Origin of the sequence: Halorubrum sp. ARQ200, assembly GCF_005435115.1 — an archaeon.
Lineage (GTDB): Archaea > Halobacteriota > Halobacteria > Halobacteriales > Haloferacaceae > Halorubrum > Halorubrum tropicale.
In genome coordinates this window covers 77,375-90,253 of record NZ_SGTZ01000009.1, presented here as the reverse complement: position 1 = coordinate 90,253, position 12,879 = coordinate 77,375, and the positions used below count along the sequence as shown (strand labels likewise).

16 protein-coding genes are annotated in these 12,879 nt (G+C 69.7%); 10 read left to right on the top strand and 6 right to left on the bottom strand.

The window, feature by feature from the left end:
- Positions 1–14 precede the first annotated feature (14 nt).
- On the bottom strand, positions 15–251 hold the full coding sequence (locus EXE50_RS11575) for an HVO_0649 family zinc finger protein (protein ID WP_053770102.1): 237 nt from the start codon (positions 249–251) through the stop codon (positions 15–17).
- A 163-nt stretch (positions 252–414) separates the two neighbouring features.
- Between EXE50_RS11575 and EXE50_RS11570 the strand changes: the two genes are divergently transcribed.
- Complete coding sequence (locus EXE50_RS11570) at positions 415–1,182, top strand: Lrp/AsnC family transcriptional regulator (protein ID WP_053770103.1); 768 nt, start codon at positions 415–417, stop codon at positions 1,180–1,182.
- A 72-nt stretch (positions 1,183–1,254) separates the two neighbouring features.
- On the opposite strand, the gene EXE50_RS11565 is transcribed toward EXE50_RS11570, so the two are convergent.
- Together EXE50_RS11565 and EXE50_RS11560 are read right to left on the bottom strand one after the other, a co-directional pair.
- On the bottom strand, positions 1,255–2,190 hold the full coding sequence (locus tag EXE50_RS11565) for an NAD-dependent epimerase/dehydratase family protein (protein WP_053770104.1): 936 nt from the start codon (positions 2,188–2,190) through the stop codon (positions 1,255–1,257).
- Between the two features lie 92 nt (positions 2,191–2,282).
- Positions 2,283–2,723, bottom strand: a complete 441-nt coding sequence (locus EXE50_RS11560; protein WP_053770105.1) for a DUF302 domain-containing protein — start codon at positions 2,721–2,723, stop codon at positions 2,283–2,285.
- Between the two features lie 162 nt (positions 2,724–2,885).
- Here EXE50_RS11560 and EXE50_RS11555 point away from each other — a divergent pair, with 162 nt between their 5' ends.
- The 5 genes from EXE50_RS11555 to EXE50_RS11530 all read left to right on the top strand — a co-directional run bounded on the left by EXE50_RS11555 (position 2,886) and on the right by EXE50_RS11530 (position 6,957).
- A complete protein-coding gene (locus EXE50_RS11555) occupies positions 2,886–3,308 on the top strand; it encodes a MarR family transcriptional regulator (RefSeq protein ID WP_053770106.1) in 423 nt (140 codons plus the stop codon).
- A gap of 79 nt (positions 3,309–3,387) precedes the next feature.
- Complete coding sequence (locus EXE50_RS11550; protein WP_137705148.1) at positions 3,388–4,671, top strand: M20 family metallopeptidase; 1,284 nt, start codon at positions 3,388–3,390, stop codon at positions 4,669–4,671.
- Positions 4,672–4,946: 275 nt separating this feature from the next.
- Positions 4,947–5,183, top strand: coding sequence for a sulfurtransferase TusA family protein (locus EXE50_RS11540; RefSeq protein ID WP_053770963.1), 237 nt, complete (start codon positions 4,947–4,949; stop codon positions 5,181–5,183).
- Positions 5,180–6,325 (top strand): NAD(P)/FAD-dependent oxidoreductase, encoded by a 1,146-nt coding sequence (locus EXE50_RS11535; protein WP_137705147.1) that lies wholly within the window; start codon positions 5,180–5,182, stop codon positions 6,323–6,325. The genes EXE50_RS11540 and EXE50_RS11535 overlap by 4 nt, the downstream gene beginning before the upstream one ends.
- Before the next feature lie 2 nt (positions 6,326–6,327).
- Entirely contained in the window at positions 6,328–6,957 is a 630-nt protein-coding gene (locus tag EXE50_RS11530) for a DUF1641 domain-containing protein (RefSeq protein ID WP_053770109.1), read from the top strand.
- A gap of 145 nt (positions 6,958–7,102) precedes the next feature.
- On the opposite strand, the gene EXE50_RS11525 is transcribed toward EXE50_RS11530, so the two are convergent.
- Both EXE50_RS11525 and EXE50_RS11520 read right to left on the bottom strand, forming a co-directional pair.
- Positions 7,103–7,705 carry a DsrE/DsrF/DrsH-like family protein gene (locus EXE50_RS11525; RefSeq protein ID WP_137705146.1) on the bottom strand — a complete coding sequence of 201 codons (603 nt, stop codon included), beginning with the start codon at positions 7,703–7,705 and terminating at the stop codon, positions 7,103–7,105.
- Between the two features lie 2 nt (positions 7,706–7,707).
- Positions 7,708–7,953 (bottom strand): sulfurtransferase TusA family protein, encoded by a 246-nt coding sequence (locus EXE50_RS11520; protein WP_053770111.1) that lies wholly within the window; start codon positions 7,951–7,953, stop codon positions 7,708–7,710.
- A 247-nt stretch (positions 7,954–8,200) separates the two neighbouring features.
- Here EXE50_RS11520 and EXE50_RS11515 point away from each other — a divergent pair, with 247 nt between their 5' ends.
- The 4 genes from EXE50_RS11515 (at position 8,201) to EXE50_RS11500 (ending at position 11,731) form a co-directional block, all read left to right on the top strand.
- Positions 8,201–9,394, top strand: a complete 1,194-nt coding sequence (locus EXE50_RS11515) for an MBL fold metallo-hydrolase (protein ID WP_121600346.1) — start codon at positions 8,201–8,203, stop codon at positions 9,392–9,394.
- A gap of 8 nt (positions 9,395–9,402) precedes the next feature.
- Positions 9,403–9,960 (top strand): YeeE/YedE family protein, encoded by a 558-nt coding sequence (locus EXE50_RS11510; protein ID WP_053770113.1) that lies wholly within the window; start codon positions 9,403–9,405, stop codon positions 9,958–9,960.
- Positions 9,961–10,081: 121 nt separating this feature from the next.
- Positions 10,082–10,543, top strand: coding sequence for a YeeE/YedE family protein (locus tag EXE50_RS11505; protein WP_053770114.1), 462 nt, complete (start codon positions 10,082–10,084; stop codon positions 10,541–10,543).
- Between the two features lie 12 nt (positions 10,544–10,555).
- Positions 10,556–11,731 (top strand): inorganic phosphate transporter, encoded by a 1,176-nt coding sequence (locus EXE50_RS11500; RefSeq protein ID WP_121600347.1) that lies wholly within the window; start codon positions 10,556–10,558, stop codon positions 11,729–11,731.
- Positions 11,732–11,823: 92 nt separating this feature from the next.
- On the opposite strand, the gene EXE50_RS11495 is transcribed toward EXE50_RS11500, so the two are convergent.
- Positions 11,824–12,669: a universal stress protein gene (locus tag EXE50_RS11495; protein ID WP_053770116.1), complete on the bottom strand. Its 846-nt coding sequence runs from the start codon at positions 12,667–12,669 to the stop codon at positions 11,824–11,826.
- Between the last annotated feature and the right edge of the window lie 210 nt (positions 12,670–12,879).

Here is a 12,879-nt window from a genome sequence, read left to right as displayed (position 1 = left end):
GGACGGTCGCCGGCTCACTGCCGCTTTTCGACGTGTTCCAGGGCCGTCTCGCGGTCCGAAAGCTCCAGCGTGTGTTCCCGTTCCGCGCCGCACCGGGGACAGGCGTGCGTGTACACGATGTCCGCCCCGTCGGCCTCGGCGTCCCACGCGCCGTCTTCGTCCTCGAACCCGCACGCCGGGCAGACGAGCTCCTCGTGGTCGTAGTGCTCTTTGAGCCGTTCGAACGGGGAGCGGCTGCGATCCGACGCCATACGCGACGTTTTGGTTTTTGAACCACAAAAAATTACTTCGTTTGAGTACGGTATACGTATTTGAGATGTTTCGAATCCGCGTTTCTCGAAACCCCCCTCGGGCACGGGGCGTCGTCGTGTGAGGGGCAAAACGTCTTTGGCCGGATAGCCAGTAGCTGGGGCCATGACCTACCGCCCCGACGAGATCGACCGTCGGATCCTCTACTACCTGGGGATGAACGCGAGGGACACGTCCGCGCCGATGATCGCCGAGGAGGTGGACGTCACTCCGGCGACGGTCCGCAACCGCATCAACCGACTGGAGGAGCAGGGAGTCATCCGGGGGTACCACGCCGACATCGACTACGAGAACTCGAACGGGAAGGTGACGACGCAGTTCACCTGTACGGCCCCCGTGAGCAAGCGGTCGGCGCTCGCCAACGAGGCGCTGTCGACCCCGGGGGTGACCCAGGTCCGAGAGCTCCTCGCCGGGCAGGAGAACCTCGTGGTCACCGCCGTCGGCGAGGACACGACGGACATCAACCGCATCGCGCAGCAGCTCTCCTCGGCCGGGGTGACCATCGAGCGCGAGGACATCGTCCTCGACGAGACGTTCCAGCCGTACCACGAGTTCGCCCCGGAGGAGGACCGGGCCCCGTCGGCGGTGACCGACTTCCAGACCGTCGTCGGCGGCGGGGAGGTCGTGGAGTTCACCGTCTCGGAGAGCGCCGACGTGGCCGGGCTCTCGCTTGAGACCGCCAACCAGCGGGGGCTGTTGTCCGACGAGGTGCTGGTCGTGGGGATCGAGCGCGACGGCGACCACATCGCGCCGAACGGCGACACGCGGATCAAGCCGGGCGACCTCGTCTCGGTGTTCTCGCCCGAGGCGCTCCCGGAGCGGCTCGTCGACGCGTTCGACGGCGACCCCCGACCGGCGAACGAGCGGGCGTGACCAGGCGGGGCCGTCTCGTCGCCCGGGGCGACGGCCGGAGCCGCGACCGGCTCCGCAGCGGTCGACCGCTCCCTACTCGACTATCTCGTCGATGAGTTCCCGGGCGCTCCGCCGGACCGCCTCGTCGCTCTCGATCGACGGCTCCCAGCCCAGGGCGGACAGCTTCTCGATCGACAGCCGCATCTTCGGCACGTCCCCGGTCCAGCCGCGGTCGCCGCCCGTGTAGCTGTACGCGGGGTCGACGCCCAGTTCCTCGCTGACGACGTCGGCGATCCGGGTCACCGAGGTGGTCGTCCGCGTCCCGAGGTTGTAGACGTTCAGGTCGTCGGCGGCGTGTTCGACGACGTGCTGGATGGCGTCGACGCACTCGGTGACGTGCATGTACGACTTCTCCTGGCGGCCGTCGCCGAGGATCTCCAGTTCGGTCGGGTCGTCGTCGAGCTTCTGGACGAAGTCGGGGATCACGTTGCCGCGCTGGCGCGGGCCGACGATGTTCGCGAACCGGAACACCCACGACTGGATCCCGTAGGAGTGCGCGAACGTCGAGATCAGCGCCTCGTCCGCGAGCTTCGCGGAACCGTACATCGAGATCGGTTCGAGGGGGGCGTAGTCCTCGGGCGTCGGCCGCGGCGCCTCGCCGTACACGGTCGACGAGGAGGTGAACGCGAACCGGTCGACGCCGACCTCGCGCATCCGTTCCAAGACGTTGTACGTCATCGCGGTGTTCTCCTCGAACAGCGCGCGGTCGTCGTCGTAGTTCGTGTCGGTGTACGCCGCGAAGTGGAAGACCGCGTCGAGGTCGGCGGAGACCGCGCGGGCGACGGCGTCGGGGTCCGTCACGTCCGCCTCGACGAACTCGGCGCCGTCGGGGACGCGGTCGCGGGTCCCCTTCGAGAGGTCGTCGGCGACGCGGACGGTCGCGCCGCGGTCGAGCAGGGCGGCCGCGAGGTGGCTCCCGACGAGCCCGGCGCCCCCGGTGACGAGGACGCGCGAATCGGCGAGGTTCATACGGGGTCGTCGTCGGTCGCGAATAAGTAGGTGTGGAATCGGAACGGAGGACGGGCGCGAGGCGGGCAGGGCGGGGCGAGAGCGACGCGACCTTACAGGTTCGCGAACGCCTCGTCGACGATCTCGCCGGTGTCGGCGACGATGTCCGCCATCTCGTCGTCGTCCGGCGCCATGCCCACGAGTCGAGCGATGCGCATGATGGAGACGTGGTAGACGCGCTGCGTGCCGGGCTCCTCCTCCCACACGACCACGTTACAGGCCATCAGCGCGCCCAGCTTGTTGTCCGTCGCGTCGAGGGCGCGGTCGGCGACCTCGGGGTTACACGCGCCCAGCACGTAGTAGGGGTCGCGACCCGCGTCGATCTTCTCGTTGAGCATCTCGGACGGCGAGAACTCGACGGGGATGCCGAAGCCGGCGTCGGTGAACACGTCGCGGACGTGTTCGATCGCCTCCTCGTGGTCCATTTCGAGGGTCGTCTGTTGCTCGCCGATGTCGTCCGGGTCGATCTGGGTCGGGTCGATCGGAAGCGTCATTCGTGTATCGTCTTGGGCCAACGTAGCAAATACCCTTTGGATAGGACGCCGAGAATCCGAGCGACACGCCGACCGAAGCGCGTCTGTGTCAACGCGGGAGAGATAGTCTTGTGCTGTTCGGGAACATCTTTAACCACCTCCGCCGCCCTATAGCCCGGTACGATGACCGCGTCAGTGCGCGAGGACCTCGAACGTGACATGGAGTGGCCGGACGTGCTGGAGTGTATCCACGGGCTCAACGACCGGGACCGGGCAGTCTTCCGGGCGCTCCAGCGGGCGGACGAGGGGCTCACCGTCGACGACGTGGCGGACCGGCTCGGCTGCGAGCGGTCGACGGCGCACCGGTCGATCTCGCGACTGGTCGAGGTCGACCTCGTCGTCCGGCGACAGGTGAACTACGACCACGGCGGCTACTACTACGTGTACCGGCCGCGGGCGCCGGAGGCGATCGCCCGCGAGATGCGGCGGCTCCTCAACAGCTGGTACGCGACCGTCGGCCGGCTCGTTCAGGAGTTCGAGGACCGGTACGGTCAGGAACCGGACGGGAGCGAGGACCGGACAGCGCAGCCCGATCCCGAGGCGTGAGCTGGCGACCCCCTCCCGCCGCAGCATATTGTGCAATATGTACAAAACAGCTAAATCGCCGGGCACCGAACCGGACGGTATGGCCGAAGACACGAGCGCGTCGCGGTCGGCGCCCGCCGGCGACGCCCCCGCCGAGTACGTGCGGGCCAACCGGGAGGCGCTGGTCTCGCTGGCCCTCGACCTGCTCGCCGTCGACACGTCGAACCCGCCCGGCGACACGCGGGAGATCGCCGCCGCCGTCGAGCGGTTCCTCGACCCGCTCCCGGTCGAGGTCGAGCGGGTCGCCGTCGACCCGGCGAAGCCGAACCTGCTCGTGCGGGTCCCCGGCGACGCCGACCGCACGCTCCTGTACAACGGGCACCTCGACACGGTGCCGTTCGACGCCGACGCGTGGACGCGCGACCCGCTCGGCGAGCGCGCCGACGGCCGGGTCTACGGCCGGGGGGCGACCGACATGAAGGGCGCCGTGGCGTCGCTGCTGTTCGCGCTCCAGGCCTTCGCCGCGACTGATACCGAGCCGCCCGTCGACCTCCTGTTCGCCCTCGTGAGCGACGAGGAGGTGGGCGGCGACGCCGGCCTCCCGGCGCTGCTCGACGCCGGTGTGCTCGACGCGGAGGCGTGCGTGATCGGCGAGCCGACCTGCGAGGCGGGGCGTCACTCCGTCACGGTCGCCGACCGGGGCAGCATCTGGTTGACGCTCGAAGCGGCGGGCGAGGCGGCGCACGGCTCCCGCCCGGCCCTCGGCGTCAACGCCGTCGACCGGCTCTACGCCGCCGTGGAGCGGATCCGAGATCGGTTCGGCACCGAGCGGCTGGCGATCGGCGCCGAGATGGAGCCGATCGTCGAGGAGTCGGTCGCGTACTACGCCCCGTCGATGGGCGAGGCGGCCGCCCGGGAACTGTTCCGGTACCCGTCGATCAACCTCGGCGTCTTCGAGGGCGGCGACGCGGTGAACGCCGTCCCGGGCTCCGCGCGCGCCGAGGTCGACGTGCGGCTCACCGCGGGCGTCCACACGCCCGACGTGCTCGCCGGGATCCGGGAGTGCGTCGCCGACTGCGAGGGGATCACGATCGCCGACGTCTTCTGGAGCGTCGGCACCGCCGAAGACCCCGAGGGCCCGCTCGTCGAGGCCGTCGCGTCGACGGCCGCGGGCGTCACCGGGGACCGCGTCTTCAGGCGGAGCGCGACGGGCGGCGGCGACGCCAAGAAGCTCCGGAACGCCGGGATATCGACGGTCGAGTTCTCGCTCGGGACCGACACCGCGCACGCGCCCGACGAGTACGTCCCGGTCGACGCGCTCGTCGACAACGCGGTCGTCTACGCCCGGCTCCCGGCGGCGTGGCGGGCCCGAACCGATGAGTAGCCGCCGGGGGCGAGCCCCGCGGACCGCCGACGGCGGTGCTGATGTCCCCCGAGGAGACGGCGGCGGCCGTTCGCAGCGCCGCGCCGCTCGAGTACGACCGGCGAGCCGATCTGTCGCCGTACCACTACGCGCTGGTGTTCGATCGGTAGCCGCACGACCACCGCCGTCGCGACCGTCACCGTTCGGCGCTGACCGGTCGATGGAATTTTTAGAATTGTGGAATGCTCGCACAAGACTAATAGGCCGCCCGCGAAACTGTGGGGTGTGAGACCGCCATGACCGACATCGAACCCCAAGAGACCGTCGACGCCAGAGGCGCAGCGTGCCCCGGCCCCCTGATGGACCTCATCGGAGCGATCCGGAGCGCCGAGTCGGGTGACGTCGTCCGGCTGCTGAGCGACAGCGACGGGTCGCTCACCGACGTCCCCGAGTGGGCCGAGGAGGCCGGCAACGAACTGCTCGCCGTCGAAGAGCTCGACGACCACAACGCGTTCTACGTGGAGAAAGCATGACCGAACGCATCGTCATCCTCGGCGGCGGGACCGGCGGCTCCGTGCTCGCCAACGACCTCGCCGACCGGCTCGGTCCGGAGATCGACGCGGGCGACGTCGAGGTCACCCTGATCAACGACGGCCCCGACCACGTCTACAAGCCCGTCTGGCTGTACGTCCCGTTCGGTAAGCGCGAACCGGCGGACGGTCGCCGCGCACTCGACGAGCTGATCGACGACGCGGTCGACCTCCGGATCGGCCGCGTGTCGGAGATCGACACGGATTCACGGGAACTCCGGTTCGACGGGACCGCGCCGACAGTGGAGTACGACCACCTCGTGCTGGCGACCGGGTCGACGCTGAAACCCGAGCGTATCCCCGGGCTCGCCGAGGGCGGGCACGACTACTACAGCGAGTCGGGCGCGACCGCCCTGCGCGACGAGCTGCTGGAGTTCACCGAGGGCGAGATCGTGTTGAGCGTCGTCGGGACGCCCCACATGTGTCCCGCGGCGCCGCTGGAGTTCGTGTTCATGGTCGACGACTGGTTCCGCGAGCGCGGTCTGCGCGAGGACATCGGGATCACCTACACGTACCCGATCCAGCGCGTCCACGGGAACCCCCACATCGCCGAGTGGGCCCGCCCCATCATGGAGGATCGGGACATCGCCGTGGAGACGTTCTTCAACGCGGAGTCGGTCGACCCCGAGGCGGAGACGATCACGTCGATGGAGGGGACCGAGCTCGACTACGACCTCCTCGTGTCGATCCCGCCCCACGGCGGCGTCGACCTGATCGAGGAGGCCGGGCTCGGCGACGACGGTTGGGTCGACGTCGACAAGCACACCCTGGAGGCCGAGGCCGCGGAGAACGTGTACGCGCTCGGCGACACCGCGGACACCGGCGTCCCGAACGCGGGCAGCGTGGCGCACTACCAGGCCGGCGTCGTCGGACAGCGCCTCGCCAGCGAGGTCCGCGGACGCCCGGCCACGGCGACGTACGACGGGAAGACGCTGTGCTTCATCGAGACGGGGATGGACGCGGCCTCGTTCGTCGAGTTCGACTACGAGCGCCCGCCGTCGCCCGCGCCGCCGTCGGAGAAGCTCCACTGGTCGAAGCTGGCGTACAACGAGTCCTACTGGCTCACCGCGCGGGGGCTGCTCTGACCATGTCCGAGACGGAAGCACCCGAGTCGGCCGACCTCGAGGCGGCGATCGCGGAGAATCCGGAGGCGGTCGCCGCGTTCGTGGAGCGGCTCGACGCCGTCAACGAGCTGCTGGACGTGCTCTCCTTGGGCGAGAGCGCGCTCTCCGACGAGATGGTCCGCGAGCTCTCGGCCACGGGGTCGACGCTCGCGGAGTCCGCCGACGGTCTGGCGACCGACGAGACCGTGGCGCTGGCCGAGGCGGTCGGCGAGAACGGCGACGACCTGCGAGCGGCGCTCGACACGCTGCTCGAGCTCCAACGGAGCGGCACGCTCGACGAACTGGCCGAGATCGCAGAGGTCGGCTCGCTCGCGACCGCGGCCCTCGACGACGAGATGGTCGCGTCGCTGGCCGGCACCGGCGCCGCGCTCGGCGAGGTGGCGCAGACCGCGGCCGACGACGACACCCGCGACGGCGTCGAGACCCTGCTGAAGGGCGTCGGCGAGGCGGAGCGCGAGCCGCCGGAGCGGGTCGGCGCCGTCGGGCTGCTCCGCGGCGTGCGCGACCCGGAGGTCCAGTACGGGCTCGGCTACCTGCTCGCGGTGGCGAGCGCGATCGGTCGCGAGCGCGCCGGCCGCGAGCGGAGTGAGTGAGCCCGCGGACCGGCGCGTCCGCCGGTCCGCGGCGCGACGGGGCGAATCCGGTCGCTACCGGTTCGCGTCCGGAGAGACGGTGTCGGGGGCAGCCGCCGCCGGTGGCGGACGGGGAAAACAGAACCGAACGGTCGCTTCGCGGCGCTCAGACGAGGAGCTGGATGTCCGCCTCGGCCATGTCCTGAATGGCGGTCGCGGCGCCGACGCCGGTAGTGACGCCGTCGTAGAAGTCGTCCTCGTCGTAGTCCATCAGCTCGATGGTCATCTGACAGGCCTGGAACTCCACGCCCATCTCCAGACTCGTCTCGAGGAGCTCCTCGATCGTGGCGGTGTCGTTGTCCGTGATCCGCTTTTCCATCATCTTCGTCGTCACGCGGTCCATGCCGGGGAGCGCGGCGACGGCGTTGGGGACGGGCATGTTGGGGTTCCCGACGGAGCTGAGCTGGAGGTTCTTCGACCGCTCCTCGTGGAGCATGTCGAGCCCCCAGAAGGTGGTGAAGACGGTCACCTCGTAGCCGAACGCGGCCGCGGTGCTGGCGAGGATGAGCGGCGGGTACGCCATGTCGAGCGTCCCCTTAGTGGCGATGATGCTCATCTTCTTGGTGTCGTCGTCGGCGGTGGCCTCGGCGAGCGCGTCCTCGAGCTCGTCGACGCGCGCGGCCAGCTCCGCGCGGGAGGGCGCGTCCTCGGTCGGCGCGTCCTCGGTCGGCGCGTCGTCGCCCGGGGTCTCGGATGTGTCCGTGCTCATCGTCACGCCGTCTTGCGGACGTAGTGTTTGTACACGTCGTCGCCCTCCGTCTGCTCGAGGAGTTCGACCCCCGCGGTGCCGTCGGCCCACCCGTCGATGTCGCTCATGCTGCCGGGGTCGGTCGCGATCACTTCGAGGACCTCGCCCTCCGCGAGGCCGTCGACGGCGGACTTGGTCTTCACCACTGGCATGGGGCACGATGCGCCTTTCACGTCGAGCGTCTCCGCGATGTCGAATTCAGCACTCATTGTGTGTCTGCTCCGGTGTCTGTATTGGAGCTAGCGCACAATACCCCCCGATGAAGTAAAACTGTGTCGGTTCTTGAGAATTCTACTAACTACTGTATAACATGAAACCGGTTTAGACGGTTTACAAGGGTAATGACGGTAGACCTGCCCGCGTATATCTGGATCCGTCGGGAGGTAGTATTGCTCAGAAAAGGAAATACTATGAAAATACTTTTGTGCGTCGGCCCGGTATGAACGACTGCGAAACATGAATGCCGACGACTTCCCGACTCCGGACGTCGACGTCGACTCCGTCGCTCCGGAATCGCTCAAGGACCGAATCGACGCCGGCGAGGACGTCACGATCCTCGACACGCGCATGCAGTCCGACTACGAGGAGTGGCGTATCGACGGCGAGAACGTCACGTCGATCAACGTCCCGTACTTCGAGTTCCTCGAAGACGAGATCGACGACGACGTCCTCGACCGGATCCCCGACGACCGCGAGGTGACCGTCCTCTGTGCGAAGGGCGGCGCCAGCGAGTACGTCGCGGGCACGCTCGCGGAGCGCGGCTACGACGTCGACCACCTCGAAGATGGGATGAACGGCTGGGCGAGCATTTACGAGGCCGTCGAGGTCGAGCGGTACGACGGCGCCGGCACGCTCCTCCAGTACCAGCGTCCCTCCTCGGGCTGTCTCGGCTACCTCCTCTACGACGACGGCGAGGCCGCGATCATCGACCCGCTGCGGGCGTTCACCGATCGCTACCTCGACGACGCCGACGAGCTCGGCGTGGAACTGAACTACGCCATCGACACGCACATCCACGCCGACCACATCTCGGGCGTGCGCGACCTCGACGCCGAGGGCGTCGAAGGCGTCATCCCCGAGGCCGCGGTCGACCGCGGCGTCACGTACGCCGACGAGCTGACCACGGCCGCCGACGGCGACACGTTCGCGGTCGGTGACGCCACCGTCGAGACCGTCTACACTCCCGGCCACACGACCGGGATGACGTCGTACCTCGTCGACGAGAGCCTGCTCGCGACCGGCGACGGGCTGTTCGTCGAGAGCGTGGCCCGCCCCGACCTCGAAGAGGGCGACGAGGGCGCCCCCGACGCCGCGCGGCTGCTGTACGAGTCGCTCCAAGAGCGCGTCCTGACGCTGCCCGACGACACCCTCATCGGCGGCGCGCACTTCAGCGACGCGGCCGTCCCGGCCGACGACGGCACCTACACGGCGCCCATCGGCGAACTCGTCGAGGAGATGGACGCGCTCACGATGGACGAGGACGACTTCGTCGACCTGATCCTCTCGGACATGCCGCCGCGGCCGGCCAACTACGAGGACATCATCGCGACGAACCTCGGGCAGAACGCCGTCGACGACGACGAGGCGTTCACCCTGGAGCTCGGGCCGAACAACTGCGCCGCCAGCCAGGACTCGCTCGCGGGTGACTGACGACGCCGATGGTCGCTGACCCAGTACTGCTGCAGGCGGTCGCCGAGCTGTTCCCGAACGGGATCAGCCGGTACGCCGTCGGCGGGCTGCTCGTCGGCCTCGGGACCGTCGTCATCTACGTCGGGACCGGCATCCCGGCCGGGGCGAGCACGTTCCTCGAGTCGACGCTGTCGTACGTCTCCGATCAGTCGCGGTTCCAGCGGTACGTCGGCTCGCGCGACTGGCGGGTCGTGTTCACTGCCGGGATCGTCTTGGGCGCGCTCGCGTTCGCCGCGACGGTCCAGTCCGGCGTGGTCACCACCTCGCTGTACGAGCCCGGAACGACCGGCCAGCTGTACGAAGTCGCCGGGGTGACGCTGTGGACGACGGACGTCCAGCCGTGGCGGCTGTTCCTCGGCGGGATCCTGGTCGGCATCGGGACCCGCGTCGGGAAGGGGTGTACGTCCGGACACGGCGTCTGCGGCGTCGGCTCGGCGTCGAAGACGTCGCTCGTCGGCGTCGCGACGTTCCTGACCGTGGCGATCGGGACCGCGCAGGTCGTCGCCGCGCTGGGGGTGAGTCCGTGATGCGCGAGACGCGGAGGGCGAACGGAGCGAGCGCCTCGGAGGGCGAACGCCGAACGCCCGTGCGTCGTCAGCGGCGGCCGTCTCGAACTGCGCGAACGGGAGCGACCGGAGGGAGCGACGCGTGAGCGCAGACCGACATCCGCTGTTCAAGCCGCTGGTGTTCGTCGGCGGGCTGATCTTCGGGTTCGGACTCGGCTTCAGCCACATGGCGCGGCCGGAGGTCGTGGTGAACTTCCTCCTGTTCGAGGACCTCGGGCTCCCGTTCGTGATGTTCGGGGCCGCGATCGTCTCCGGCGTCGCGTTCGCGCTGCTGCCGCGGATCCGAGACACCGCGCCCCTCACGGGGAGCCCGTACGAGCGCCGGCTGAAGCCGTTCGACCGGAACGTCCTCGTCGGCGGGGCCGTCTTCGGCGTCGGCTGGGGGCTCTCGGGGATCTGCCCCGGCGCGGCGTACGCGAGCCTCGGCGTCGGCAACGTCACGATACTCTGGGCGCTCGGCGGCATGTTCGTCGGCGCGTACGCCCAGGGGTACTGGCGGAGCCGGAGCGAGTCGCGCGACGCCGCCCCGGCGGGCGCGGACTGACACGCCTGCTTCATGGACCCCGCTCTCATCGCCCTCTTCGTCGGCGCGGCGCTCGCCAGCCTGTTCATGGCGTGGGTGATCGGCGCCGGGTCGAGCGGTGCGACCCCGTTCGCGCCCGCCGTCGGCGCGAACGCCATCGGAACGATGCGCGCGGCCCTGCTGGTCGGCGTCTTCGGCTTCGCCGGCGCCGTCACGCAGGGCGGGAACGTCTCGGAGGCCGTCGGCAGCGGCCTCGTGGGCGGGATCAGTTTACCCGTCTCCGGCGTCATCCTCGTGCTCCTGCTGGGCGCGGGGCTGATGGCGGTCGGCATCACCACCGGGATTCCGATCGCGACGGCGTTCACCGTGACCGGCGCCGTCGTCGGCGTCGGCCTGGCGCTCGGGGGGACGCCGGTCTGGGCGAAGTACCAACAGATCGGCGCCGTCTGGCTGCTGACGCCGTTCGTCGGCGGCGGCATCGCCTTCGGTATCGCCTCGGTCCTCCCGCGACCCGGAGTCGCCGAGCGATACAGCGTTCCGGTCCTCGCGGGACTCGTCGGCGCCGTCCTCGCGAACGTCCGGTTCAGCTTCCTCGGCGAGGGGACCGCGCCGGGGACCGTGCGCGGACTCGCGCAGCGGACCCTCTCGGTCGACGGGCTCGCGTCCGCGGTCGCTATCACCGCCTTCGCGGCGCTGGCCGTCGCCGTCGTCGTCTGGTGGGACGTGCGCCGCGACGAGCGAGGTGGCTTACGGCGCGTGCTGCTCGCGCTCGGGTCGCTCGTCGCGTTCTCCGCGGGCGGGAGTCAGGTCGGGCTCGCGGTCGGCCCGCTGCTGCCGCTGCTCGACGAGGTCGGGATGGTGTCGACGACGGCCGTCCTCGTCGGCGGCGGGTTCGGGATGCTGGTCGGGTCGTGGACCGGCGCGCCGCGGATGATAAAGTCGCTGGCGCAGGACTACTCGTCGCTCGGGCCGCGGCGTTCCATCTCGGCGCTCGTCCCGTCATTTCTGATCGCGCAGCTGGCGGTGCTGCTCGGGGTTCCCGTGTCGTTCAACGAGATCGTCGTCAGCGCGATCATCGGGAGCGGCGCGGCCGTCGGGGGCCGCGACGCGGTGGACGCGCGGAAGATCCTCGCGACGGTGGGCGCGTGGGCGGGCTCGTTCGGCGTCTCGTTCGCGATCGCGTACGCCGTCGCGGCGCTGGCGCTGTAACCGATCCGGGACGCGGCGTAGATGCCGGCGGTAGCGGCGCGCCGGTGTGTGGTGCACCGCGGCGTGACGGTCCGTTCGGCGAGACACCCGTCTTACGTCGCCCGAGGCGGCGGGACGAGGAAGACGTTACCCGCCGCCCGCGCGACGATGTCCTCCGAGACGCTACCCAACAGGAGCCGCCGGATTCGGCTTCGCCCCTTCGACCCGACGAGGACGGTCGACGGGGTGACCTCGGCCTCGACGGCGAGAATCTCCTCCGCGGGGTCGCCGCGGCGGACCTCGGTCCGCGTCTCGATCCCCCAGCCCGCCAGCGTGCTCGCCCGCTCGGCCAGCCGCTCCGCCGGGCCGACGTCGCCGTCCGGCCCGTCGTCTTTCGGCGACCGAACGTGGACGAGCGTCGCCTCCTCGGTCGCGTGACGGAGGTAGGAGAAGGCGCCGAACGCCCGGTCGGCGTGCTCGGAGAAGTCGGTCGCGAAGAGGACGTGCCGGAAGAGGTGCTCGCGGAGGACGTCGGGGTCGTCGGCCGCCCGCTCGACACGGTTGACCAGCAGCGGGACGACGGTGGTCCGAGCGAGGTTTCGCGCAGTCGAGCCGACGACCCGGTTCAGTAGCGGGCTCTGTCCGCGCGAGCCCACGAGCGCCAGGTCGGCGTGAACTGTCTCCGCGATGTCGTTGAGTCGGCGGTACGGTGTCCCGCGAACGACGTGCGTCTCGACGCCGAACCCCGCGGCCTCGATCACCTCGCGGTACCTGTCGAGCCCTCGCCGGCGGCGCGCCTCGAAGTCGACGCCGGGCATCCCGGGATGGACGTTCCCCGACACGACCGTGACGAGGTGGACCGTCCGGACGCCGATGCGACCCAGGCAGCGGAGACAGGTCTCGTTCTCGATCGTCGCCTCGCTGGCGGCCGACAGGTCAGTGGCGCATAGGGCCCGCATGCTAACTCCTTCGGCGGGCGTCGACAACACGGTTTTGTTCGGTGTGTGATGCGTTGGCGAGCGCGCGGCCGGCGGCCGTACCGTATTATCCGTATAAGTTATCGGTACTCCGGCCGAGGTTACCGGAATATAGTATTGTACAGCTAGCCCAAAACCGTTATAGGCACGAAGCAGGTAGGGTAGAGTGAGCAGAAATGTGCCAGAAGCGAA

Excerpts from the sequence above, each read along its gene's own strand:
- EXE50_RS11555 (WP_053770106.1), top strand. The coding sequence starts at position 2,886 with ATGACCGCGTCAGTGCGCGAGGACCTCGAACGTGACATGGAGTGGCCG.
- EXE50_RS11535 (WP_137705147.1), top strand. The coding sequence starts at position 5,180 with ATGACCGAACGCATCGTCATCCTCGGCGGCGGGACCGGCGGCTCCGTG.
- EXE50_RS11525 (WP_137705146.1), bottom strand. The coding sequence starts at position 7,705 with ATGAGCACGGACACATCCGAGACCCCGGGCGACGACGCGCCGACCGAG.
- EXE50_RS11500 (WP_121600347.1), top strand. The coding sequence starts at position 10,556 with ATGGACCCCGCTCTCATCGCCCTCTTCGTCGGCGCGGCGCTCGCCAGC.
- EXE50_RS11510 (WP_053770113.1), top strand. The coding sequence starts at position 9,403 with ATGGTCGCTGACCCAGTACTGCTGCAGGCGGTCGCCGAGCTGTTCCCG.
- EXE50_RS11495 (WP_053770116.1), bottom strand. The coding sequence starts at position 12,669 with ATGCGGGCCCTATGCGCCACTGACCTGTCGGCCGCCAGCGAGGCGACG.
- EXE50_RS11565 (WP_053770104.1), bottom strand. The coding sequence starts at position 2,190 with ATGAACCTCGCCGATTCGCGCGTCCTCGTCACCGGGGGCGCCGGGCTC.
- EXE50_RS11550 (WP_137705148.1), top strand. The coding sequence starts at position 3,388 with ATGGCCGAAGACACGAGCGCGTCGCGGTCGGCGCCCGCCGGCGACGCC.
- EXE50_RS11515 (WP_121600346.1), top strand. The coding sequence starts at position 8,201 with ATGAATGCCGACGACTTCCCGACTCCGGACGTCGACGTCGACTCCGTC.
- EXE50_RS11520 (WP_053770111.1), bottom strand. The coding sequence starts at position 7,953 with ATGAGTGCTGAATTCGACATCGCGGAGACGCTCGACGTGAAAGGCGCA.
- EXE50_RS11530 (WP_053770109.1), top strand. The coding sequence starts at position 6,328 with ATGTCCGAGACGGAAGCACCCGAGTCGGCCGACCTCGAGGCGGCGATC.
- EXE50_RS11575 (WP_053770102.1), bottom strand. The coding sequence starts at position 251 with ATGGCGTCGGATCGCAGCCGCTCCCCGTTCGAACGGCTCAAAGAGCAC.
- EXE50_RS11570 (WP_053770103.1), top strand. The coding sequence starts at position 415 with ATGACCTACCGCCCCGACGAGATCGACCGTCGGATCCTCTACTACCTG.
- EXE50_RS11560 (WP_053770105.1), bottom strand. The coding sequence starts at position 2,723 with ATGACGCTTCCGATCGACCCGACCCAGATCGACCCGGACGACATCGGC.
- EXE50_RS11540 (WP_053770963.1), top strand. The coding sequence starts at position 4,947 with ATGACCGACATCGAACCCCAAGAGACCGTCGACGCCAGAGGCGCAGCG.